At 68.1% G+C, this 22,446-nt stretch carries 19 protein-coding genes and 1 pseudogene; 10 read left to right on the top strand and 10 right to left on the bottom strand.

Annotation, left to right across the window (positions count from 1 at the left end; genetic code table 11):
- Nucleotides 1-709: 709 nt before the first annotated feature.
- Entirely contained in the window at nucleotides 710-1,447 is a 738-nt protein-coding gene (locus Q0326_RS03345; RefSeq protein WP_298687095.1) for a FadR/GntR family transcriptional regulator, read from the bottom strand.
- Between the two features lie 133 nt (nucleotides 1,448-1,580).
- Here Q0326_RS03345 and Q0326_RS03340 point away from each other — a divergent pair, with 133 nt between their 5' ends.
- A complete protein-coding gene (locus Q0326_RS03340; protein ID WP_298687093.1) occupies nucleotides 1,581-3,167 on the top strand; it encodes an alpha-N-arabinofuranosidase in 1,587 nt (528 codons plus the stop codon).
- A gap of 56 nt (nucleotides 3,168-3,223) precedes the next feature.
- On the opposite strand, the gene Q0326_RS03335 is transcribed toward Q0326_RS03340, so the two are convergent.
- The 3 genes from Q0326_RS03335 to Q0326_RS03325 all read right to left on the bottom strand — a co-directional run bounded on the left by Q0326_RS03335 (nucleotide 3,224) and on the right by Q0326_RS03325 (nucleotide 6,765).
- Complete coding sequence (locus Q0326_RS03335; RefSeq protein ID WP_298687091.1) at nucleotides 3,224-4,144, bottom strand: Gfo/Idh/MocA family oxidoreductase; 921 nt, start codon at nucleotides 4,142-4,144, stop codon at nucleotides 3,224-3,226.
- A complete protein-coding gene (araD1, locus tag Q0326_RS03330) occupies nucleotides 4,144-5,121 on the bottom strand; it encodes an AraD1 family protein (protein WP_298687089.1) in 978 nt (325 codons plus the stop codon). Before araD1 ends, Q0326_RS03335 begins: the two co-directional genes overlap by 1 nt.
- 69 nt (nucleotides 5,122-5,190) lie before the next feature.
- Nucleotides 5,191-6,765, bottom strand: a complete 1,575-nt coding sequence (locus Q0326_RS03325; RefSeq protein ID WP_298687087.1) for an aldehyde dehydrogenase (NADP(+)) — start codon at nucleotides 6,763-6,765, stop codon at nucleotides 5,191-5,193.
- Between the two features lie 323 nt (nucleotides 6,766-7,088).
- On the opposite strand from Q0326_RS03325, the gene Q0326_RS03320 reads away from it, so the two are divergent.
- Nucleotides 7,089-7,217: a hypothetical protein gene (locus tag Q0326_RS03320; protein ID WP_298687085.1), complete on the top strand. Its 129-nt coding sequence runs from the start codon at nucleotides 7,089-7,091 to the stop codon at nucleotides 7,215-7,217.
- Nucleotides 7,218-7,233: 16 nt separating this feature from the next.
- Here Q0326_RS03320 and Q0326_RS03315 read toward each other — a convergent pair whose 3' ends face one another.
- Together Q0326_RS03315 and Q0326_RS03310 are read right to left on the bottom strand one after the other, a co-directional pair.
- Complete coding sequence (locus tag Q0326_RS03315) at nucleotides 7,234-7,860, bottom strand: glutathione S-transferase (protein WP_298687083.1); 627 nt, start codon at nucleotides 7,858-7,860, stop codon at nucleotides 7,234-7,236.
- 11 nt (nucleotides 7,861-7,871) lie between these two features.
- Nucleotides 7,872-8,597 (bottom strand): carboxymuconolactone decarboxylase family protein, encoded by a 726-nt coding sequence (locus Q0326_RS03310; protein WP_298687081.1) that lies wholly within the window; start codon nucleotides 8,595-8,597, stop codon nucleotides 7,872-7,874.
- A gap of 377 nt (nucleotides 8,598-8,974) precedes the next feature.
- Between Q0326_RS03310 and Q0326_RS03305 the strand changes: the two genes are divergently transcribed.
- From Q0326_RS03305 to Q0326_RS03280, 6 genes are all read left to right on the top strand, one after another.
- Nucleotides 8,975-10,132 carry an efflux RND transporter periplasmic adaptor subunit gene (locus Q0326_RS03305; RefSeq protein ID WP_298687079.1) on the top strand — a complete coding sequence of 386 codons (1,158 nt, stop codon included), beginning with the start codon at nucleotides 8,975-8,977 and terminating at the stop codon, nucleotides 10,130-10,132.
- Nucleotides 10,129-13,287 (top strand): efflux RND transporter permease subunit, encoded by a 3,159-nt coding sequence (locus tag Q0326_RS03300; RefSeq protein ID WP_298687077.1) that lies wholly within the window; start codon nucleotides 10,129-10,131, stop codon nucleotides 13,285-13,287. Before Q0326_RS03305 ends, Q0326_RS03300 begins: the two co-directional genes overlap by 4 nt.
- Entirely contained in the window at nucleotides 13,284-14,822 is a 1,539-nt protein-coding gene (locus tag Q0326_RS03295; RefSeq protein ID WP_298687075.1) for an efflux transporter outer membrane subunit, read from the top strand. Before Q0326_RS03300 ends, Q0326_RS03295 begins: the two co-directional genes overlap by 4 nt.
- A 68-nt stretch (nucleotides 14,823-14,890) precedes the next feature.
- Nucleotides 14,891-15,229 carry a hypothetical protein gene (locus Q0326_RS03290; RefSeq protein ID WP_298687073.1) on the top strand — a complete coding sequence of 113 codons (339 nt, stop codon included), beginning with the start codon at nucleotides 14,891-14,893 and terminating at the stop codon, nucleotides 15,227-15,229.
- 240 nt (nucleotides 15,230-15,469) lie between these two features.
- Nucleotides 15,470-15,724 (top strand): hypothetical protein, encoded by a 255-nt coding sequence (locus Q0326_RS03285; protein WP_298687071.1) that lies wholly within the window; start codon nucleotides 15,470-15,472, stop codon nucleotides 15,722-15,724.
- Between the two features lie 19 nt (nucleotides 15,725-15,743).
- Nucleotides 15,744-16,019, top strand: a complete 276-nt coding sequence (locus Q0326_RS03280) for a hypothetical protein (protein WP_298687069.1) — start codon at nucleotides 15,744-15,746, stop codon at nucleotides 16,017-16,019.
- A 131-nt stretch (nucleotides 16,020-16,150) separates the two neighbouring features.
- Here the strand turns inward: Q0326_RS03280 and Q0326_RS03275 are convergent, their stop codons facing one another.
- From Q0326_RS03275 to Q0326_RS03265, 3 genes are all read right to left on the bottom strand, one after another.
- Complete coding sequence (locus Q0326_RS03275) at nucleotides 16,151-19,075, bottom strand: TonB-dependent receptor (protein ID WP_298687067.1); 2,925 nt, start codon at nucleotides 19,073-19,075, stop codon at nucleotides 16,151-16,153.
- 291 nt (nucleotides 19,076-19,366) lie between these two features.
- Entirely contained in the window at nucleotides 19,367-19,795 is a 429-nt protein-coding gene (locus Q0326_RS03270) for a hypothetical protein (RefSeq protein WP_298687065.1), read from the bottom strand.
- A 74-nt stretch (nucleotides 19,796-19,869) separates the two neighbouring features.
- Nucleotides 19,870-20,139: a DUF1488 family protein gene (locus tag Q0326_RS03265; RefSeq protein ID WP_298687063.1), complete on the bottom strand. Its 270-nt coding sequence runs from the start codon at nucleotides 20,137-20,139 to the stop codon at nucleotides 19,870-19,872.
- 145 nt (nucleotides 20,140-20,284) lie between these two features.
- Here Q0326_RS03265 and Q0326_RS03260 point away from each other — a divergent pair, with 145 nt between their 5' ends.
- Together Q0326_RS03260 and Q0326_RS03255 are read left to right on the top strand one after the other, a co-directional pair.
- Nucleotides 20,285-21,853: a cryptochrome/photolyase family protein gene (locus tag Q0326_RS03260; RefSeq protein ID WP_298687060.1), complete on the top strand. Its 1,569-nt coding sequence runs from the start codon at nucleotides 20,285-20,287 to the stop codon at nucleotides 21,851-21,853.
- A 79-nt stretch (nucleotides 21,854-21,932) separates the two neighbouring features.
- Nucleotides 21,933-22,184 (top strand): hypothetical protein, encoded by a 252-nt coding sequence (locus Q0326_RS03255; RefSeq protein ID WP_298687058.1) that lies wholly within the window; start codon nucleotides 21,933-21,935, stop codon nucleotides 22,182-22,184.
- Nucleotides 22,185-22,248: 64 nt separating this feature from the next.
- Here the strand turns inward: Q0326_RS03255 and Q0326_RS03250 are convergent.
- Nucleotides 22,249-22,446: pseudogene (locus tag Q0326_RS03250) on the bottom strand (ubiquinone-dependent pyruvate dehydrogenase); the annotation flags it as partial.

The following is a 22,446-nucleotide window of genomic DNA, read 5'->3' as shown; positions in this document are numbered from 1 at the left end:
GCGTGTGCTACGTTGGATTGGGCATGATCAGCTACGACGGTAAATAGGTCTCGCCCCTTCCGCCCAATTGCGGACATCGGCGACTTGAGCGATCACTGCGTCATGCAGCAGCCCATCGCTCCCCCTAACGTGGAATTGCCAGCTCTGACGCGAGCGCTGGAGGCCTCTTGGGACCACCTAACATCATACATGGGGGAGACGCGTCCGGATAATCCGGCTTACGGCCAGTGCTATCCGACGTCGCGGGTCGTTCAATGGTTCTATCCAGAGTATGAGATCGCCAAAGGCGACGTTTGGACAGGCGCCAGCGTTGAACAGCATTTCTGGAACGTGCGTGGCCAAGATGCGAACGCCGAATGGCTAGACTTGAGCTGGAAGCAATTTCCAGTCGGATCGGCCGTACGACATTTTGCCCTTCTGGACCGCAACTCGTTGGGCGACAGCGAGCGAGCGAGGGCAAGGTGCGCGTCGCTGCTGGCCCGAGTGTTGGCCCATCTCGCCAAGAACGAGGTTTAGCCTAGTGGCAGAGATGAATGACCGCTCCCCACCACTTGCCGTCATTCCTGCAAAAGCGGGAATCCATAGGCGCAGCGCCTCAATAGCGGATGCCGCGTCTATGGATCCCGGATCACGTCCGGGACGACGAACAAAAGGACTGTCCGCTTCCCACCAGCGCCGGGCATCCGCTACCACCACCCGCCGCCCCGCCTCACGCGCGCAGCGACATCGCCGTATCCTCGAGCGCCAGGTGGACCAGCTCGGTCATCGCGCCACGCGCCGCGGCCGGGTCTGCGGCGGCGATCGCGGTGAACAGGAGGCGGTGGTCGGGCAGCGGGTCGCGCGGCAGCTTGCCCTTGCGCTGCTTGAAGATCGTCGTCCAGCGCACCGCCGCCTCGATCGAGCTCGACAGCGAGATCAGCGGCGCATTGCGCGTCGCCTGCAGGATGCGGTTGTGGAACAGCTGGTCGGCGGCCTGGCCCTGCGCGTCGGCAAGCCCCCAGCGTGCCATCTCCTCGAGCGCCGCGCTCATATGCACCAGATCCTGCTCGGTGCGGCGCCGCGCGGCGAGCTCGGCGGCAGCGGGCTCGACGATCAGCCGCAGCTCGAACAGGTCCCGGATGAAATCCTCGCTCGGCTCGGACTCGAACGACCAGGCGAGCACGTCGGGATCGAGCAGCTGCCAGCGGCTGCGCTCGGTCACACGCGTGCCCGTCTTGGGGCGGCTCTCGACCAGCCCCTTGGCGGCGAGGATGCGCACCGCCTCGCGATAGGCACTGCGCGACACCTTGAGCTGCTCGGAGAATTCGATCTCGCCGGAGAGGATGTCGCCCGGCTGATGGACCCCGCTGACGATCGCGACGCCGAGGTCATGCGCGATCGCGCCGTGGATGCGCCGCGATCCCGACGCCTCGCCCAGCCGCCCAAATCGCGGCGTTCCCCTGCTCACCAACCCACACTCTCCCCGTTGTCGCGCGACTATGGGTGGCGGCCATGATCTTGTCGAGAGACGGTGGCGGACGCTTGATCGCCTGTCCTCAACTGCTTATCCCACTTGTCATACAAATAAGGGGAGGATCATCATGCGCATCGCACCGTCCGTCCGGCACCGCGTCGCGCGCGTCGCCGCCGCGCTGCTGCTGTCGTCCGCGTTGCCGGCCGCGGTGCTCGCGCAGACCGGCGGGACGGCCGCACCGGCGACGATGACGATCCATGCCGACCAGCCCGGCCCGCGCGTCAACCGCCAGATCTTCAGCCAGTTCGCCGAGCATCTCGGGCACGGCATCTATGGCGGGATCTGGGTCGGCCGGGGCTCGAAGATCCCCAATGTCGACGGCTATCGCCGCGACGTGCTCGACGCGCTGCGCGAACTCAAGGTGCCCGCGATCCGCTGGCCGGGCGGCTGCTTCGCCGACGAATATCATTGGCGCGACGGGATCGGCCCCGCGGCCAAGCGCCCGGTCAAGATCAACACGCACTGGGGCAGCGTCGCCGAGACCAACGCCTTCGGCACGCATGAATATATGGGGTTGCTCGACCGGCTCGGCGCGCAGGCCTATGTCTCGGGCAATGTCGGCGACGGCAGCCCCGCCGAGATGGCCGACTGGGTCGAATATATGACCTCCCCCTCCGGTTCGACGCTCGCCAGGCAGCGCGCCGCCAACGGTCATCCGGCGCCCTGGACGCTGCCCTATGTCGGCATCGGCAACGAGCTGTGGGGCTGCGGCGGCAATATGCGCGCGGACTATGGCGCGGACGTCACCCGCCGCTACGCGACCTTCGTCAAGCCGCCCGCCGGACAGACGATCCGGAAGATCGCCAGCGGCCCCAACACCGACGATTATCACTGGACCGAGGTGATGATGCGCGAAGCGGGCAAGCAGATCGACGGGCTGTCGCTGCATTATTACACCTTCCCGGGAAGCTGGGAGCATAAGGGATCGGCGACGGGCTTTGCCGAGCATGAATGGGCCTCGACGCTGGCGCACACGCTCCGGATGGACGATCTGCTCACCCGGCATGCCGCGATCATGGACACATATGATCCCGCCAAGCGCGTCTGGCTGGTCGTCGACGAATGGGGCACCTGGTATGATGTCGAGCGCGGCACCAACAGCGGCTTCCTCTACCAGCAGAATTCGCTGCGCGACGCGCTGGTCGCGGCGATCAACCTCAACATCTTCGTGCGCCATGCCGACCGCGTGAAGATGACCGCGATCGCGCAGATGGTGAACGTGCTGCAGGCGATGCTGCTCACCGACGGCGCGCGGATGGTGCGCACCCCGACCTACTGGGTGTTCGACCTCTACAAGCCCTGGCAGGACGCGACCGCGCTGCCGATCGAGCTCTCCTCACCCTATTATGACAAGGACGAGTTCGCGATGCCCGCGGTCAGCGCCTCGGCGGTGCGCGACACCGCGGGGCAGGTCCATGTCGGCCTCGCCAATCTCGATCCGCACCGGCCGCAGACGGTGACGATCCGGCTGGCGGGGCTGACCGCGACGCAGGTCGGCGGCACGATCCTCACCGCGCCGGCGATGGATACGGTCAACACGTTCGACCGGCCCGATGGCGTGGTGCCGACCGCGTTCACCGGCGCCACGGTCAGCGGCGACACGCTGAGCGTGGCGCTGCCGCCCAAATCGGTGGTGGTGCTCGACCTGCGGTGAGGCGCGCTACCGCGTGGCGGCGCGGACCCGGCGTTCGATGCGCCAGTCCCGTGCCGCTATTCGACGAACGCTTCGACCTCGCGCCGCCCCGCGCGCAGAAAGGCGTCGGCGACGTGGCGGAACGGGCGCAGGTCGACATCGCTCTCGCCGGCCGCGATCAAGGCGGCGAAGCGCGCGTAGAGGCTGGGATATTCCGCCTCGGCGGGCAGCGGCTGCGCGACGCCGGCGATCGCCAGCGCGCCGCCGCCCTTGGACAGCAGCAGTTCGCCGGCATCGGTGTCGATGCGGATGTCCCAGGTCTGCGGGCCGGTCTGGCGGAAGTCGAAGTCGGCGATGACCGGCGCGCCGTCCAGCGTGGTGAAGCAGAGTTCGGCCGCGATCGGCGCCGCTTGGTTCGCGGGATAGGACAAGGTCCCCTCGGCGAGATGGAAGGCCGGCAGCAGATAGGACGCGATCGACAGCGCGTTGATCCCGGGATCGAACACCCCGAGCCCGCCCGGCTGCCAGATCCACGTCTGGCCGGGATGCCAGACGCGGACATCCTCGCGCCAGGTGATCCGCACCGCCTCGACCGTCTTGCCCGCGAGCCACTGCCGCGCCGGCGCGACCGCGGGCGCGTAGCGGCTGTGCCAGGCGGCGAACAGCGTCAGCCCGCGCTCGGCCGCCAGATCGACCAGCGCTTCGACCTCGCTCAGCGTCGCCCCCGGCGGCTTTTCGAGTAGGACATGCTTGCCAGCGAGCAGCGCCGCATGCGCGGCGGCGAAGCGGACCTGCGGCGGCTGACAGAGCGACACCGCCGCGATGTCGGGCTCGGATTCGAGCATCGTCTCGATGTCGCGGTAGGTGCAGCCGCGCGGGCTTTCGCCGGCGATGCTGGCACCGCACAGCAGGTCGAAGTCCGACGACGCCGCGATCGCGGGGAGATGCTGGTCCTGCGCGATCTTGCCGAGGCCGACGACGGCGAGCTTGACCGCCATCAGAGCGCCCTCACCGCGACCGGCACGGGCGCGGCGATCGCGATCGGGTTGCGCACCGGCAGGCGGAACGGCGCCGCCTCGATCTCGAACACGTCGCCGGGCTCGGTGCGGACGCCTTCGCTGAACGACAGCGTCGCGGTGCCGAAGAAATGGACGTGGAGATCGCCCGGGCGGCGGAACAGCCCATATTTGAAATGATGATGCTCGAGGTTGGCGAGCGAGTGCGACATGTTGGCCTCGCCCGACAGGAACGGCTTCTCCCAGATCGTCGCACCGTCGCGGACGATCCGGCTGGTGCCGCGGACGTCGGCGGGCAGGTCGCCGACCAGCAGCTCGGGGCCGAGTGCCGCCTGGCGCAGCTTGCTGTGCGCCAGCCACAGATAATTGCCGCGCTCGGTGACATGATCCGAAAACTCGTTGGCGAGGGCATAGCCCAGGCGCACCGGCATGCCGTCGGCGTCGATCAGATAGACGCCGGCGATCTCGGGCTCCTCACCCGCATCGAGCGCGAAGGCCGGCGATGCGATCGGCTGGTTCGGCGCGACAAGGCACGAGCCGTCGCCCTTGTAGAACCATTCGGGCTGCGCGCCCACGCCGCCGTCGGCGGGCTTGCCGCCCTCGACGCCCATCAGGAACATCTTCATCGAGTCGGTCGGCTCGGGATTGTCCTTGGCGGCGCGGTGCATCTGGTCGCGGCCCTCGGCCGAGCCGAGATGGGTGAGCCCGGTGCCGGTCAGCAGCAGATGCGCGGTATCGGGATGGTCGATCGGCGCGAGCAGCTCGACCGTATCGAGATCGACCGCGCCGCCGTCACCCGCCGCCGCGACCGCCTCGGCCAGCCCCTGCCCCGCCGCGATCGCCGCGCGGGCGAGATCGAGCACGCTGGTCGCGCCGACGACGCGCCGCGCGCCATGATCGCCGAGCGCGGCGACACCGCGCCCGCCGGCCTCCCGGAACTGAACGAGCGACAGGGCCAAGTTTCTTCCTCTCACAAACAGGCGGCGCCGATCCGGGCGGGGTCGCAACCCCGCCCGGTGGCATGGCGATCAGCCGCGGGCGACGACGCCGTCGACGCGGCGCGCGACCTGCCACGGATTGTCCGAGCGCAGCGCGGCGGGAAGCAGCGCGTCAGGCAGGTTCTGGAAGCAGACCGGGCGCAGGAAGCGCGCGATCGCGAGGCTGCCGACCGAGGTCGTGCGGCCGTCCGAGGTCGCCGGATAGGGGCCGCCATGGACCATCGCATGGCTGACCTCGACACCGGTCGGCCAGCCATTGGCGAGCACGCGGCCGGCCTTGGCGGCGAGCGGCATGACCAGCTCGGCGGCCATCGCATGATCGGCCTCGTCCATCATCAGCGTCGCGGTGAGCTGGCCCTCGAGCCCGGCGATCACCTGCTTGATCTCGGCGACGGTCTGGCAGCGGATCAGCACCGAGGACGAGCCGAACACCTCGTGGCCGAGCACCGGGTCGGCGAGGAAGCTCGCCGCGTCGGTTTCGAACAAGGCGCCGCGCGCCTGGTTGACGCCGTCACCGACGCAGCCGCGCGCGACGACCTTGACCGCCTTGTGCGATTCGAGCGCCGCGACGCCCTGCTCGAAGCTCGAATGGATGCCGGGGGTGAGCATCGTCACCGGCGCGCTGGCGGTCAGCGCCGCGCCCGCCGCCTCGGCGAAGCGGTCGAGCGCGGGGCTGTCGATCGCGATCAGCAACCCGGGATTGGTGCAGAACTGGCCCGCCCCCATGGTCAGCGACTGGACGAAGCCGGTCGCGATCGAGTCGCCGCGCGCCTCGAGCGCCGCGGGGAGCAGGATCACCGGGTTGATGCTCGACATCTCGGCATAGACCGGGATCGGTTCCGCCCGCTCGGAAGCGATCTTGAGCAGCGCGAGGCCGCCCCCGCGCGAACCGGTGAAGCCGACCGCCTTGATCCGCGGATCGGCGACCAGCGCGCCGCCGAGCTCGATCGAGGGACCGGGCAGATAGGAGAAGACGCCCTCATGCAGCCCGCAGGCGGCAACCGCCTCGCTGACCGCGCGCGCGACCAGCTCGCCGGTGCCGGGGTGCGCGGGATGGCCCTTGACCACCACCGGGCAGCCGGCGGCGAACGCCGAGGCGGTGTCGCCGCCGGCGACCGAGAAGGCGAGCGGGAAGTTCGAGGCGCCGAACACCGCGACCGGCCCGAGCGCGACATTGGCACGGCGCAGATCGACGCGCGGCAGCGGCTGGCGATCGGGCATGGCGGGATCGATCGTCGCGTCGAGCCAGTCGCCCTGGCGGACGACGCCGGCGAACAGGCGGAGCTGGCCGACGGTACGGCCGACCTCGCCCTCGAGCCGCGGCTTGGGCAGCCCGCTCTCGCGCATCGCGCGCGCGACGAGATCGTCCTTGAGCGCGGCGATGCGATCGGCGACGGCGTCGAGGAAGGCGGCGCGGGCCTCGGGCGTGGTCGCCGAGAAGCTTTCGAACGCCGCCTCCGCCAACGCGCAGGCCTGCTCGACCTCGGCGGCACCGGCGGACGCGAAGGGCGGCTCGATCTGCTCGCCGGTCGCGGGGTCGACCGCCTGGAAGAAGCTGCTGCCGACGCGGTCCTGCCCGCCGATGAGGATGGAGCCCTTGATCATCTTGATATCGCCTTTATTACTCAGACAATTCAGATAGCAGGCGATGCCCGAACCGGCAAGATGCCAGCTGCCCGAGATTGGTCCTTTGCCGGCACCGCGCGAGAGACCCGGGCGCCCGCGGCTTCGAACCCCTGGGCACGCGGAGCGTCGGCCGATCGCGGCTGGTGACGGTAGCGCACCCCGATGTCGTCCCGCTCGCGTGTCGCTGTCTGCCCCAAAAGCGCTATACGCAGTGCCCATGGATTGACATCGGCGGGACCGGCGCGGAGGGTCGCGCCAGGGGGACAGCCGTGATCGATCGACGCATGGAAACGGCGGGCTAAGTGGCCGAACGCCCCTCCTCGCCCCGCCGCGACGCGCTGATCGTCTGGGCCAAGCTCGTCGGGCTGCTCGCGGTCGTCTTCCTGTTCGGGTTCGTCATCTTCGCGTTGCGGCGATCGCTGCCGCATTGAACCCGCCGCCGGTCGATCAGGCCTGCGCGCCGTCCGGTTCTGCGCCGCCCGGTTCGGCCTTCGCCATCGCGGCCTGGTAGGCGGGACGCGCGCGCACCCGTTCGAGATAGGCCGCCAGATTCGGCAGCCCGGCAATGTCGCGACCCGCGGCGGCGCGTGCGCGGGTCAGCGGGAACACCATCATGATGTCGGCGGCGGTGAAGTCGTCGCCCGCGAACCAGGTCGCCGCGCCGAGCCGGCGCTCGACCAGCGCGAAGGCGATGTCGCTGCGATCGCTGCTGCGCGGCGCGCCGAGCCGCTGCGCGGTCATGTCCATCATGAAGGCGGGGATCATCGATCCGTTGGCATAATGGAACCAGAACAGGAAGTCGGCGAAGTCCGGATGATCGGGGCCGAGCAGCAACCGCCCCGCCGCGTGGCGGCGCGCGACATAGTCGACGATCGCGCCGGTCTCGGCGAGGACCAGGTCGCCATCGGTGATGACCGGCGCGGTGCCGACCGGATGCAGCGCCTTATAGGCGGGCGGCGCCGCCATGCTCGGCAGGCGCTCGTAGCGGACGAGATCGTAGGGGACGCCCAGTTCCTCGCACAGCCAGACGATCCGTTCCGACTGCGAGACGCCGAGATGGTGAACGGTCAGCATGATCCCAGCCCCTAGCGCGCGGTGAGCCCGGCATTGTCGTTGTGCAGCCGGAGCCGCAGCGCGTTCTGATAATAAGCGACGGTCTGATACTGGCCAACCAGGATCGGCAGCTCGATCAGCTGCCGCTCGTCGAGCGTCGCCGCGAGCGTCGCCCAAGTCGCGTCGCTGATCATCGCATCTTCGAAGAGCTCCTCGACCGCGCGCAGGATCGCGCGCTCGTGCGCGCTCCATCCCTCGGCGCCGGCGCCGTGCGTGACCCGTTCGATCTCTTCGCTGCCGATCCCGATCCGTTTCGCGACCAGCACATGCTCGCCCCACTCATAGGGTGCACGGCACAGCCAGCCGATCCGGAGGATCGCCAGTTCGCGGTCGCGCGCCGACAGCGTCCCTCTCGCCAGCAACTGGATGCCGACGTCGGTCTGCACCGCGAACAGCTCGGCATGGCGCACCATCGTCAGCACGATCTCGGAGAGCGCCGCCGCGGTCGCCGCATCGGCGCCTTCCGGCCTCCCGTCGGCGGCGAGATAGTCGGTGACCGCCGCCGTCTCCGGGCAGTCGAGCGCCACATTGACCTGCGCCATGCGCTGCATGATCAACCGCAGTCCCGCCGAATGCCCGTCGATCTCGACCGGCAGGAGCCGCGGCCCGTCGCCGAGGATCGCAGCAGTCCGGCGCGCCGCGTCGTCACGCCGCCGACCTGTCTCGGGCAGATCGCGGCTCGTCCTGGCATCGGTCATGCGATTTCCCCCCGGCGCGTAGCGGTGGACTGCCATCCGGCAATCGCCACCGCCACCCGCGGACGCGCCGCGCCGCCGCTTTTCGCGGGAGCGATGAATGGGTGGGCGGCCCGGGCGTCCGCGCGCGGATCGCGTTGCAGGCGATGACGCGAGCCGGCACAATGATTACGTGGAAATAATGCTGCAATCGGTGGATGTCACAATTGCAATCGGATAATCGCTATCGGCGGGATTAAGCCTCTCGCCTGAAATCCCGCAGCCACGTCGTGGTCGCACCCGCCTCTGCGGCCACAGCGGCCGTCATGATCGAACTGGAGACGTGAATGGTCGCAGCGCGGCGCCGGCGCTTTTGGGTGTTCGCCATCCTCGGATGCATCGTGCTCGCGCTGATTGGCTGGGCGATCTTCCATCAAAAGCCGCAGAAGGCCGCCCCGCCGCCGCCGATCCCGGTGACCGCGGTCCGCGCGGCGTCGCGCGACCTGCCGATCTCGGTCTCCGCGCTCGGCGCGGCGCAGGCCTGGACCAGCGACACGATCTTCGCGCAGGTCAGCGGCAAGCTGCTCCGCGTCAACTTCGCCGAGGGCAGCGAGGTCCATGCCGGCCAGGTGCTCGCCGAAGTCGACCCGGCCCCCTATCAAGCCGTGCTCGAGCAAGCCGAGGGCACGCTGCACCGCGACCAGGCGACGCTCGCCGGCGCACAGCGCAACCTGATCCGCTACCAGCATCTCCAGCAGATGGACTCGATCGCGCGCCAGACCGTCGAGGATCAAGAGGCGACCGTCGCGCAGGACCAGGGCACCGTCCAGCTGGACAAGGGCACCGTCGCCGCGGCGCGCGTCAACCTGCGCTGGTGCCACATCGTCTCGCCGGTGACCGGCCGCGCCGGCGTGCGGCTCGTCGATCCGGGCAACATCGTCAGCGCCAGCGGTTCGACCGCGAGCACGCCGAGCACGGCGGCGGCGACCAGCACGACCTCGCCGACCAGTTCGACCGGCAGCGGCATCGTCGTGATCAACCAGATCCAGCCGATCGCGGTGACCTTCACCGTCCCCGAGGGCGATTTCCAGCGCATCGGCGCGCTCACCAACGGCTTCCGCAAGCCGCTCGCGGTGCAGGCCTACAGCCAGGAAGACAACACCCTGCTCGGTTCGGGCGAGGTCCGCATCGCCGACAACAAGGTCGATCCGGCAACCGGCACCGTCGAGCTCAAGGCGCGCTTCGTCAACGACAGCAAGACGCTCTGGCCGGGTCAGTTCGTCGACGTGAAGCTGGCGACGCAGACCCTCGCCAACGCCACGATCATTCCCACCAACGCGATCAATCGCGGGCCGAAGGGGACGTTCGTGTTCATCGTCGGCCCAGGCAATAAGGCGGTGATGCGACCGATCGTCGTCGAGGGCGCCGAAGGCCAGATGACCGCCGTCAAGAGCGGGGTGAAGCCGGGGGACATCGTCGTCACCGACGGCGCGATGACGCTCAAGGCCAATTCGGTCGTCCGGGTCGTGCAGACCGCACCGCAGCAGGCCGGCGCTTGAGCCTCTCGCGCCCCTTCATCGAGCGCCCGGTCGCGACCACGCTGCTCGCGGTCGCGATCCTGCTGGTCGGCCTCGTCGCCTATTTCAGCCTGCCGGTCGCAGCCCTGCCCAATGTCGACTTCCCGACCTTGCAGGTGTCGACGAGCCTGCCCGGTGCCAGTCCCGAAACGATGGCGTCCAACGTCGCGACCCCGCTCGAGCGGCAATTCTCGCTGATCCCGGGGATCAGCCAGATGACCTCGGTGAGTTCGCTTGGCACGACCAGCATCACGCTCCAGTTCCAGCTCAACCAGAGCATCGATTCGGATTTCGAGCAGGTCCAGTCGGCGATCAACGCGGCGAGCGCGCAGCTGCCCACCAACCTGCCCGCTCAGCCGACGATCCGCCGCACCAACCCGGCCGATCCGCCGATCATGATCCTGTCGCTGACCTCGGATACGCTGCCGCTCGACCAGGTCGACAATTATGCCGACGTGATCTTCTCGCAGCAGGTGTCGCGCATCTCGGGCGTCGGCCTCGTCAATATCGGCGGCCAGCAGAAGCCCGCGGTGCGGATCCAGCTCGATCCGCGCAAGATCGCCGCGCGCGGCCTGCAGATCGACACGATCCGCGCGCAGATCGTCGCGCAGACCACCAATGCGCCCAAGGGCTCGATCACCGGCCCCAACCAGGGGCTGACCGTCTACGCCAACGACCAGATCCTCGACGCCAGCGGCTGGCAGAATCTCGTCATCGGCTACAGCAACAGCGCGCCGATCAAGATCTCGGACGTCGGGCAAGCGATCCCGAGCGTCGAGAACAACCAGGTCGGCGCCTGGGTCTTTCCCGGCAAGGCCAATGACGATGCGGGCTTCAAGGCCGATCAGGGCATCCTGCTCGTCATCTTCAGGCAGCCCGGCGCCAACGTCATCAAGACGGTGCAGGCGATCCGCAAGCAGCTGCCGCAGCTCGAGCAGAACATCCCGCCGGGCATCGCCGTCCACATCCTGCGCGACAGCACGCAAACGATCAGCGCCGCGGTGCTCGACGTCGAGAAGACGCTGATCATCACGGTCGTGCTCGTCGTGATCGTGATCTTCGTCTTCCTGCTCGACGTTCGCGCGACGCTGATCCCGAGCACCGTGATCCCGCTCGCGCTGCTGGGGGCCGCGGCGGTGATGCTGCCGCTCGGCTACAGTCTCGACAATCTGTCGCTGATGGCGCTCAGCATCGGCGTCGGCTTCGTCGTCGACGACGCGATCGTCATGGTCGAGGTGATCTGGCAGCATATCGAGCATGGTGCGAGCCCGTTCGAGGCGGCGCTCGCCGGCGCCAGCGAGGTCGGCTTCACGATCCTGTCGATCTCGATCTCGCTGATCGCGGTGTTCACCCCGCTGATGTTCATGGGCGGCGTCGTCGGGCTGCTGATGCGCGAGTTCGCCGTGACGCTCAGCGCCGCGGTGCTGGTCTCGATGGCCTTGACGCTGACGCTGACCCCGATGCTGTGCAGCCAGTTCCTCAAGCGCCCGGCACCGCCGACGCACCGCGCCACCAAGGCGCTGGAACGCGGCTTCAAATGGCTCGACGAACGCTATGAGCGCGGGCTCGACATCGTCATGCACCACCGGTTGCCGACGTTGATCGTGTTCCTGCTGACGCTGGTCGCCGCGGTGATCCTCTATGCGACCTCGAACACCGGCTTCTTCCCGCAGGAGGATACCGGCTTCCTGAGCGGCGTCATGCTCACCGCGCAGGACAACAGCTTCACCGGCACGCATAGCAAGGTCGAGCAGGTCGGGCGCATCATCGGCCAGGATCCGGGCGTCGCCGGCGTCGGCATGTTCGTCGGCAATGGCGGCGCCAACCAGGCCAATCTGTTCATCGCGCTCAAGCCCAAGGACAGCGGCCGCGAGGCGACCGCCGACCAGATCATCGCGCGGCTGCGCCCCAAGCTCGCCCAGGTCGTCGGCGCGCAGACCTTCCTCCAGGCGACGCAGGACATCAATGTCGGCGGCCGCGCGGGCCAGGCGCAATATCAGTACACGCTGTCCGACACCGACCTGACCGAGCTCAACAGCTGGTCGCCGAAATTGCTCGCGGCGCTGCAGAAGGAGCCCGATCTCAAGGACGTCAGCTCGGACCAGCAGTCCAAGGCGGGCTCGCTCAATCTGCAGATCGACCGCGACGCCGCCGCGCGCTTCGGCATCACCCCGACGCAGATCGACAGCGCGGTCTATGAGATGCTGGGCCAGGACGAGGTCGCGCAATATTTCACGCAGCAGAACAGCTATCACATCGTCGTCGAGGCGCCGCCCCGGATGCAGGCCTCGCCCGACATCCTCAATTCGCTCTACATCCTCTCGACGACGACCGGGAAGAGCGTGCCGCTGTCGCTGTTCGTCAAGGCGACCCAGTCGGGCACCAGCAGCCTGACCGTCAACCACCAGGGCGAATATCCCTCGACCACGCTGTCCTTCAACCTGGCGCCCGGCATCTCGCTCAGCCAGGCCACCAAGGCGGTGCAGGATGCGCGCGACACGCTCGGCGCGCCGAGTGCGCTGACCGGCGCGTTCCAGGGCAATGCACAGGCGTTCCAGCAGTCGCTGTCGACCGAGCCGGTGCTGATCCTCGCGGCGCTGATCGCGGTCTATGTGATCCTGGGGGTGCTCTACGAGAGCTTCATCCACCCGCTGACGATCCTGTCGACGCTGCCCTCGGCGGGTGTCGGGGCGCTGCTCGCGCTGCGCTTCGCGGGACAGGACCTCAATGTGATCGGGATCATCGCGATCATCCTGCTGATCGGCATCGTCAAGAAGAACGGCATCATGATGATCGACGTCGCGATGCGGCTCGAACGCGACGAACATCTCTCTGCCGAGGACGCCGCGAAAAAGGCGTCGGCGCAGCGCTTCCGGCCGATCCTGATGACCACCGCCTGCTCGATGTTCGGCGGCATCCCGATGATCCTGATGAGCGGCACCGGCTCCGAATTCCGCCAGCCGCTGGGCTATGCGATCGTCGGTGGGCTGCTGGTCAGCCAGATCCTCACGCTGTTCACCACGCCGGTGGTCTATACCTATCTCGACAAGCTGCGCCCCAATCGCGAGCAGGAGTCCGAAGGCGATGCCCATCCACGCCCCGACCGTGACGGCGGTTCTGCCCCGGTGACGGCATGAGGACATCGCTCAACAGGCTGGCGGGATGGACGGCGCTGGCGGCGCTCGCCGGCTGCACCGTCGGCCCCAACTATCATCGGCCGACCGCGCCGGTTTCGCCGCGGTTCAAGGAGGCGGCAGGCTGGGCGCCGAGCCAGCCCGCCGACGCGATCGATCGCGGCGCCTGGTGGTCGATGTTCCACGACGCCCAGTTGGACAGCCTCGAGCAGCGCGTCGCGACCTCCAACCAGACCGTCGCGCAATATGAGGCCGCCTACCGCGAGGCCCACCAGGTCGTCGCCGAGGCCCGGTCGTCCTTCTTCCCGACGATCGGCGCCGAGGGCAGCGCGACGCACAGCCGCGAACCCAATGGCATCAGTTCGCTGGGGACGACCGGGGCGGGCACCACCGGCACCGGGACCAGCACCAGCACGACAGGGACGAGCAGCGGAACGACCGGCAGCACCGGCACGACCGGTGCCGGCGCGACCACGACCAGCTCCAGCGGGACCTCGATCCGCACCACCTATGTCGCCGAGCTCGAGGCCAGCTGGGTTCCCGATCTGTGGGGCAAGGTCCGCCGCACCGTCGAGAGCGACACGGCGCTCGCGCAGGCGAGCGCCGCCGATCTCGCCAATGCCCGGCTCGCCGCGCAAGGGTCGCTCGCCGAGGATTATTTCGCGCTGCGCGTGCTCGACGAGCAGTCGCGCCTCTATCACGACACCGTCGCCGACTATCAGAAATTCCTGACCGTCACGACCAACCAATATACCTATGGCACGCAGGCGCGCTCGGCGGTGATCACCGCGCAGACCCAGCTCTATGCCGCGCAGGCGCAGCTGATCGACGTCGGCGTCCGGCGCAGCGCGATGGAACATGCGATCGCGGTGCTGGTCGGCGTGCCCCCCGCCGCGCTGACGATCACCCCCGCCACCTTCGCGCGCGACGTGCCGGTGGCGCCGACCGACGTCGCCTCGTCGCTGCTCGAGCGACGCCCCGACATCGCGGCGGCCGAGCGCCGCATGGCCTCGGCCAACGCGCTGGTCGGCGTGGCCGTGTCTGCTTATTATCCCAGCCTCACCCTTTCGGGCGACTATGGCAGCGGCGCCTCGAGCATCGGCAGCCTGTTCACCTCGGCGGCGAGCCTGTGGTCGGTGGGCGCCGAGCTCGCCGACACGCTGATCGATTTCGGCGCACGCCGCGCCCGGGTCCGCGAGCAGCGCGCCGCTTATGACGAGTCGGTCGCCACCTACCGCCAGACCGTGCTCACCGCCTTCCAGGGCGTCGAGGACGAGCTGTCCGCCCTGCATGTCTACCAGCAGGAGCAGGCGGTGCTGCTGCAGACCGAGGCCTCGGCCCGCCAGGCGGTGCAGCTCGACCTCAACCAGTATCGCGAGGGCACGGTCGACTACACCACCGTGATCACCGCGCAGGCGACCGCGCTGACCGCCTCGCAAAATGTGCTCACCGTGCTGCAGGAGCGGCTGCAGTCGAGCGTGGTGCTGGTCGAGGATCTGGGCGGCGGCTGGTCGGCGCGCGATCTGCCGAAGAGCTGACCAGCGCCGCATTCCTATCGGCGTGCCGATCCGCTAAAGCTTGTGTCCATGATGCAACCGGGGCGAGCATGACAGCGATCCGATCTGCCGGGGCCCTCGCGCTCGCGCTGGTCATGGCCGCGCCCGCGCTGGCGCAGTCGGCGCCGTCATCGACCGTCGAGACGCTTCGCCTGACGCCGGACGAGAAAGCCGACATCGCCGCGCACCAGACCGAGGCGACCGTCGATGCGGCCCGCGCCGGGCTGGGCGGTGCGGGCACCGGCGGGCGGCAGATCCACGGCGAGGTCGGCGCGATGATCGGCACCGGCGGCGCGCGCGATTTTTACGGTACCGCCGCAATTCCGCTCGGCGACCACGCCGGTGCCGTCGTATCGGTCGAATCGAGCCGCTACGGGCCTCGCCACTAGCCGAACGACGGACCATCCGCGACGAGATTTCGGTCTCGACACCGGGCACGATCGCGCGTCGCCCCGTCGCGCATGGCGCGCTCTCCGCTGCGGTCAGCACGCTCAAAACCTTACAGAAGTTAAGGAATAACCGTCCCGGCTGGGTTAACTTCGGCTTTTCTCGGGGCGTGCCCGCGAGCTGCGGAACTTTAAGCCCGTGCTGGAAATTGAACCAGCGCTGGGCGTCACCGGAGGGGTGCAGTGGGGGTGTTCGCGGTGTATCTCGTGCACGTAAACGATACGCGCGAGTTACAGGCTGAATGTGAAAATCTGGGCGACGCGGCGAGCTATGCGATCCGGCTGGCGGATGGACTGGACGCGCATCGCCCCGACGCCGACGGGGAGCGGCCGGCAAAGGTCGACGTCTATTGTGCCGATCAGCTGCAGATCTCGATCCGGATCATGCGCGGCGGGCTGCTGGGGAACAAAGCCGTTCCCAAATTGCGATCCATGTAGCGCGACCCTCATCGCTGTCGTGAACGTCGATCTGCCGCTCGATCACGTCGCAGGCATGCGCGCCGAACGTCTCGACCAGCTTGTCGGCGAGGACGGCGATACGATCTTCCTCGCCAGGCCGCTCGGGCGGCGGAGTCTTGACGTCGTTCATCGCTACGCTCCCAATCCGACACCAGCGCCGATGGCGCGTTGCATCAGCTTGTCCAACAAATGGAAAGAGCCAACGCACGATCGGTTCCACGATCGGCATTACCCTAACAAAAAGACGGCGCCGGAACAATTTAGCGTCGGTTGATCCATGTTGGCCCAGCGATACGCCGTGACGCGAATGCGGCGAGACACGTCCCCAATCGCTGGTGCGATATCGGCAGGACGATGCGGCCGGCCCGTCCGCGGGCCTGCCGCATCGCCGCCTGCGCTAGGCGATCAGAGCTTCACCCCGACGCGGGCATAGAAGAATTGGCCCGGCAGGTCGTACAGCGCGGGATCGTAATTGCTCAGCTGGCAGCTGTAGCAAGCGGGCGGCGCGGTGCCGGCGATGTTGTTGACGCCGACCGAGAAGCTGAAGTCGCGCCGGTCGATCTTGGTGTCCCAGACCAGCTGGAGATCGCCGTAAAGCCGGCGGCCGAGTTCGTGGCCGATGAAGTCGCCGGTCGATTCATGCACCTTGCTGAAATAGCGCCCGGTGACCGAGGCGGTGAACTGGCCCAGCGACCAGTCGAGCGTCGCGACCGACTTGTACTTGGGATAGGCCTGGCTGCCTGACTCGGTGCCCTGCCGCTTGGTCGTGGTGGTCCCGTCCGACGACGGCACGCTGTCGGCATAGCTGAACAGCAGCGTGTTGGCCCAATAGAGGCCGAAGCTGCCCATCTTGGTGGTCGGCGAGCGATAGTTGAAGTTGAGGTCGAGCCCGTCGGTCTTGATCCCCGCGATGTTCTGCAGCGTCCCGACGATCTGCGTGACCTGGCCGTCGGCGCTGCGCGTGATCGCGGCGCAGCTCAGCGCGTCGCCGGTGTCGGCGCAGCGGTTGAGCAATGTGGTCGCGTCGATTGCGCCGATCGCGTTCTTGACCTTGATGTGGAAGTAGCTCGCCTCGAAGGTCAGCACCCGCGCCCAGTCATGCGCCCACGACGCGCCGTAGACGCCGCCTGCGGTGAAGCTGCGCGAGGTCTCGGGCTTGAGCGCCTCGTTGCCGCCGGTCAGCACCGGCAGCTGGCCACCCTGCTGCGTGTAGGTGCCGCTGGCCGGCACGCCGTGCGCGATGCAGTTGGTGCGGACGTTGGCGGCGACGCCAGGCGCGTTGATGAAGTCGCACGGATCGGTGACGGGATCGTCGAAGCGCGACAGCGAGCCGAACAGCTCGCCGATCGAGGGGGCGCGGAAGCCCTGCGCATAGCTGCCGCGCAGCAGCAGGTCGCGCGTCGGCTTCCAGTCGGCGCCGGCCTTGAGCGTCACCTTCGAACCCGACAGCGAATAGTTGGAATAGCGCGCCGCGAACGAACCGTTGAGCATCTCGAAGAAGGGCTTGTCCTTGAGCACCGGCACCGAGAGCTCGCCGTAGACCTCGTCGGCATTATATTGCCCCGCGGTCGCCTGCGCGGGGATGTCGGCGCCGAGCCCGGCCTGGATCACCGGATCGGGGGTGAACGAGCCCTTGAGATCGCGATGCTCGTAGCCGAGCGCGATGCCAACCGGGCCCGCGGGCAGATCGAACAGCGTGCCGGTCAGGTTGGCGGTGCCGTCCCAGATCCGCTGCATCGAACGGTCATGTTCGGTGAAGGCGATGTAATTGTACTGCGCGGGCGTGATCGAGCCCGCGCCGCCGAACAGATCGAGCGGGACGCAGGCGCCGGTGCAGTCGGCGATCGGCCCGAGCGCCTCGGCGACATGCGCGGCGTTGACGTTGCCGGTGAAGGTCTGCGCGGCATGGGTGGTGCCGTAGACGCCGTTGACGTCCCAGAACCAGTCGTGGCCGAGCAACGGGAATTTGCCGCTCAGCGTCGCGGTGCCGTAATAGGTGTCGACGGTCTGCGAATAATGGCGCGGGCCGCCTTCGACGAGGCGCCGCGCGACGAACTCGTAATTGGCCGGCGGCTGGCCCGCCCCGCCCGCCGACAGCGTGCCGAACGGATTATAGGGGTTGCTGCCGTCGATCGTGATCGTGTCGAGCAGATTGCCGTTGCCCGCGTCGGGCCCGATGAACAGCGGAAGCGGCCCCGCCTGGTTGGCCGAGACGCGACGGTTGAAGAAGAATTTGCCGCTGAACTTGATCGCGTCGCTGAACGGCTGCTCGACATTGGCGAAGGCGGAATAGCGCTTGTAGGGCGTCAGCAGATAGTTGGTCGGCGCGAAATTATAGCGGTCGGCGGTGGTGAAATCCTTGAACGAACTGGCGGCACCGGTCGGATCGAGCGGATTGTAGGCAGGGCGGCCGGCGACCGGTGCCTTCAGCGTATAATCCTGGCTGTCGCTGAGGATGAAGCGGCCGTTGGGCGTCGCCGACGAGCAATTGCTGTCGCAGGCGGTCAGGAACGGATGTGGAAAGGCGGAGAAGGCGCGGTCGCCGTCGAACACGGGCTTCTGCTGGACGTAGCTGCCGCCGATGACGATCTGCGTACCGGTCTTGGCGCTGCCGAAGCCGTACGACATGTCGTAATTCTGCGTATAGCCGTCCCCCTGCTTGAACAGCCCCTGCTGCGCGCTGAGTTCGAGCCCGTCCTGCTTGGTCTTGGTGATGATGTTGACCACGCCCGCGATCGCGTCCGACCCGTAGATCGCCGAGGCGCCGTCCTGCAGCACCTCGACCCGCTCGATCGCCGCCTGCGGGATGGTGTTGAGATCGACCGAACCCGGCACGCCCGAGGCCGACGAGGCGTTGACCACGCGCATCGAGTCGACCAGCACCAGCGTGCGCTTCGAGCCGAGATAGCGCAGGTTGATCTCGGACGCGCCGGCGCCGACGCCGCCGCCGTCCTGCGGGTTGCCGAGATTGCCCGAGCTGTTGTTCTTGGTGTTGAGGCCGCCGCCCGAGCTCGGCAGGCGCTGCAGCACGTCGGCGATCGAGGAGAGACCGGTGCGCGCGATGTCCGCCTGGTCGACGAAGGTCACCGGCGACGGCTGGTCGAGCGCACTGTGGCGGATGCGCGAGCCGGTCACGACGATCTCGTCGCCGGCCGCTGGGCTCGACGGGGATGGCGCATCCGACGTCGTACCGGCGGGCGCGATCCCTTCGGCGGTGTGCGCGGGATCGGCCACAGCCGGCGTGCCGGTCTGCGCACCGGCCGGACCGGCGACCAGCGCCAGCCCGAGCGCGGTCATAGCGGTGCATGCGAGGAAACGTGCCTGTGTCATGATCGAACCCCTTCGATGCCCGGCCCGCGGCAGAGGTCAGACGCCTCCGTCCCCAGGCCAGATTGTGTCGGCAGATTGCAAAGGGACGCAATATTTTGCAACCGCACAATGAAAATTGCTACGATTGCAACGCATCATGGCAGATGGGTAACGCTGTGGTCGTCGCGTGGCGGTCGCGCGCGGTTCGCTAAAGCGCCTCGGAGGCGGACATGCTCGCGGACGCGCTCTATCCTTGCGCCCGTGCCGACCCTCCGCGGCGGATACTATCCGTTGGCGCAGCGGAGCCTGGCCTCAGCCGCCTTGCGCCGCGGCATGTATCGCCGTCGTGCAGGCGCCGCCTTGCCGGATCGCATCGTCGAGCGCCGCCAGCACGGCGCGGCCATTGTCCAGCGTCGGGTCGTCGAGGCTGCGGAGTTCGGCGACCTGCGCCGCCTCCTGCCGGTCGATCGCGAAATAGCAGGCATCGAGCCGCGAGCCCGTCCCGACCGCCTTGACGACATCGCCGCGCGCGACCGAACAGCCGTTGCGAGCATCGATCGCGGCGGTCTGCGCGCCGGCATGATCCTTGGCCTTGAGATGGGGCGTGAGCCTGGCGGAGGCCGCGGTGCAGCTGTCGACCGCACGCTGGACCGTCGCCAGCTGCTCGCGGGTCAGCGGCACGCCGTGGCGGCCGCATCCCGCAAGCGCGAGCAGGACGAGGAGAGGCAGAGCGAGACGCATGCCGCCGTCTCGCTCCTGCCCCGCGGCCTGTCCAGAGGCGATCGGATCGAGCACCTCGATGCCGGGTGGTCGGCCTATTCGAGATCGCCCTCGTCGATCGTCACGACATTGGCCGACGGCTGACGCGCGGCGGCCTCGGCGCAGGCGTCGAGGATCTCGTCGCTGAACCGCTCGAACAGTTCGAGCGCGTCGTCTTCGGGCTCGTCGCCGCTAAGCTCCTTGAACACGTCATATTTCACCGCGAAGTCGCGTTCGTCGCCATCGATCTCGGCGGTGAACTCGACCTGCCGGGCGATGTCGTTGTCGGTGACGCTGGCTTGGTCGATCTCGAGGCGGCTCGCCATATAGTCTGAACTCCCTGGTTGGGCGTTGCCCCTGCCCGCTTGTGGGGCCGCGGGCAAGCGCCCCGCACTGCGATCCGCGCCGTCGCGGACGGGCGCGTCGCGTGCCGCTGCATCCGCCGGTCGATCCGCGCGTTGGCGCGGGCATATGACAATCCTCATCCCGGTCCTCGGCGACCAGCTTTCGCATACGCTTGCCTCGCTGGCCGGAGTCGACCGGGGCGATGCCGTGGTGCTGCTGATGGAGGTGGCGGACGAGACCCGCTACGTCCGGCACCATAAGCGCAAGATCGCGCTGATCCTGTCGGCGATGCGCCATTTCGCCGACGAGCTGCGCGCGGCCGGCTGGCAGGTCGACTATATCCGGCTCGACGATCCCGAGAACAGCGGCAGCTTCACCGGCGAAGTGGCGCGCGCGGTCGCGCGCCACCGGCCCGCGACGATCCGCATCGTCGAGTCCGGCGAGTGGCGCGTCAAGACGATGATCGATGGCTGGGCGGCGCGCTTCGGCCTGCCCGTCGACGTCCTCGCCGACGACCGCTTCGTCTGCGGCATCCTCGAATATCAGACCTGGGCGCAGGCCCGGCACGATCTGGTGATGGAATATTTCTATCGCGAGATGCGGCGCAAGACCGGGCTGCTGATGACCGCCGACGGCAAGCCCGAAGGCGGGGCGTGGAATTTCGACAAGCAGAACCGCGCGCCGCCCAAGCGCGGGCTCAACTATCCCGAACCGCTGCAGGTCGCGCCCGACGAGACCACCCGCGCGGTGCTGGCGCTGGTCGCCGACCGCTTCGCCGACCATTTCGGTCGGCTCGAACATTTCGCGCTGCCCGTCACCGCAACCGATGCCCGCGCCGCGCTCGCGCATTTCGTCCGCACCGCGCTGCCCGATTTCGGCACCTATCAGGATGCGATGGTGGCCGGGCAGGATTGGCTCTACCATAGCTGGCTGAGCCCGGCGCTTAATCTCGGGCTGCTGACCGCGCGCGAGGTCGCGGATGCGGCGGCCGCGGCCTATGCCGCCGGCGACGTGCCGCTCAACGCGGCGGAAGGCTTCATCCGCCAAATCATCGGCTGGCGCGAATATATTCGCGGCTATTATTGGATGGAGATGCCCGCGGTCGCGGACGCCAATGCGCTCGGCGCGACGCGTCCCCTGCCCGAATTCTACTGGACCGGCGAGACCCAGATGCTGTGCCTTGCCGAGGCGGTGCGCGCCACCCGCGACCATGGCTATGCGCACCATATCCAGCGGCTGATGGTGCTCGGCAATTTCGCGATGCTGGCCGGCGTGCGCCCGCAGGACGTCGCCGACTGGTTCCTCGTCGTCTATGCCGACGCCTATGAATGGGTCGAGCTGCCCAACGTCATCGCGATGAGCCAGCACGCCGACGGCGGCCGCCTCGCCACCAAGCCCTATGCCGGCGGCGGCGCCTATATCGATCGCATGTCGGACTATTGCGGGCGCTGCCGCTACGACGTGAAGAAGAAGACCGGGCCCGATGCCTGCCCGTTCAACGCGCTCTACTGGTCATTTCTCGATCGCAATGCGCGGCGCTTCCGCGGCAACCACCGGATGGTCAACATGTACGCCAATTGGGATCGGATGACGGCCGAGCGACGCGCCGACTATCTGGCGAGCGCCGAGGCCTTTCTGGCGACTCTGCAACCCGCGGCCGCCGGCTGGGCGCGCGCGTCTTCGGAAAAAAGCTGAACCGCGGGCAACATCCGCCTCAGCGTGCGTTCAAGGAAGCCCGGCCATATTCGCCAAGCTCTAACAAGAGGAGAGTGAAATGAAAAAAGTCATTTTTGCCGCAATCGCCGCCAGCACCGCGCTGGCCGCGTTCAGCCCCGCTTTGGCAGCCGAAGGTTGCGGCCCGGGCGGACATCGTGGGCCCTATGGCCACTGCCGCCCGAACGGCCCGCCCGTCATCGGCCCCGGTCCGCTCGTGATCGGCAATTATTACCGCAATCAGGGCTATTGGGACGGTCATCGCTATTGGCAGCATCGCGACCGCTGGCATGGCGGCTGGCGCTACCGCTAAGCCTCGTTCCGGGGCGGCGGCATCCGCCGCCCCGCTTTCCCGCCGAAGACCGACCGCCGGTCCGCTACGGGAGGAAGCGCTTGAGCAGCCCCGCATTGGTCTTGGCGAGCTCGAGCACCGAATCCCCCCGCCCGCTGATCACCGCCTTGGCCATATAGAGGCTGAACCCCTTCATCTGCTCGAGCGTGATCTTGGGCGGCATCGACAGCTCGTCGCGCGCGGTGACCGCGTCGAGCAGCGCAGGGCCGGGATGCGCCAGCAC

The sequence above is a fragment of the uncultured Sphingomonas sp. genome (assembly GCF_937859915.1).
In the GTDB taxonomy this organism is placed as follows: domain Bacteria; phylum Pseudomonadota; class Alphaproteobacteria; order Sphingomonadales; family Sphingomonadaceae; genus Solisphingomonas.
Note: the sequence above shows the minus strand (reverse complement) of the source record. Positions and strands in the feature narration are given on the sequence as shown.

What these genes read in the sequence shown, in the direction of transcription:
- Q0326_RS03270 (WP_298687065.1), bottom strand. Translation starts at nt 19,795, where the DNA reads ATGCGTCTCGCTCTGCCTCTCCTCGTCCTGCTCGCGCTTGCGGGATGC.
- Q0326_RS03310 (WP_298687081.1), bottom strand. Translation starts at nt 8,597, where the DNA reads ATGACCGATGCCAGGACGAGCCGCGATCTGCCCGAGACAGGTCGGCGG.
- Q0326_RS03340 (WP_298687093.1), top strand. Translation starts at nt 1,581, where the DNA reads ATGCGCATCGCACCGTCCGTCCGGCACCGCGTCGCGCGCGTCGCCGCC.
- Q0326_RS03315 (WP_298687083.1), bottom strand. Translation starts at nt 7,860, where the DNA reads ATGCTGACCGTTCACCATCTCGGCGTCTCGCAGTCGGAACGGATCGTC.
- Q0326_RS03325 (WP_298687087.1), bottom strand. Translation starts at nt 6,765, where the DNA reads ATGATCAAGGGCTCCATCCTCATCGGCGGGCAGGACCGCGTCGGCAGC.
- Q0326_RS03295 (WP_298687075.1), top strand. Translation starts at nt 13,284, where the DNA reads ATGAGGACATCGCTCAACAGGCTGGCGGGATGGACGGCGCTGGCGGCG.
- Q0326_RS03335 (WP_298687091.1), bottom strand. Translation starts at nt 4,144, where the DNA reads ATGGCGGTCAAGCTCGCCGTCGTCGGCCTCGGCAAGATCGCGCAGGAC.
- Q0326_RS03265 (WP_298687063.1), bottom strand. Translation starts at nt 20,139, where the DNA reads ATGGCGAGCCGCCTCGAGATCGACCAAGCCAGCGTCACCGACAACGAC.
- Q0326_RS03260 (WP_298687060.1), top strand. Translation starts at nt 20,285, where the DNA reads ATGACAATCCTCATCCCGGTCCTCGGCGACCAGCTTTCGCATACGCTT.
- Q0326_RS03255 (WP_298687058.1), top strand. Translation starts at nt 21,933, where the DNA reads ATGAAAAAAGTCATTTTTGCCGCAATCGCCGCCAGCACCGCGCTGGCC.
- Q0326_RS03275 (WP_298687067.1), bottom strand. Translation starts at nt 19,075, where the DNA reads ATGACACAGGCACGTTTCCTCGCATGCACCGCTATGACCGCGCTCGGG.
- Q0326_RS03290 (WP_298687073.1), top strand. Translation starts at nt 14,891, where the DNA reads ATGACAGCGATCCGATCTGCCGGGGCCCTCGCGCTCGCGCTGGTCATG.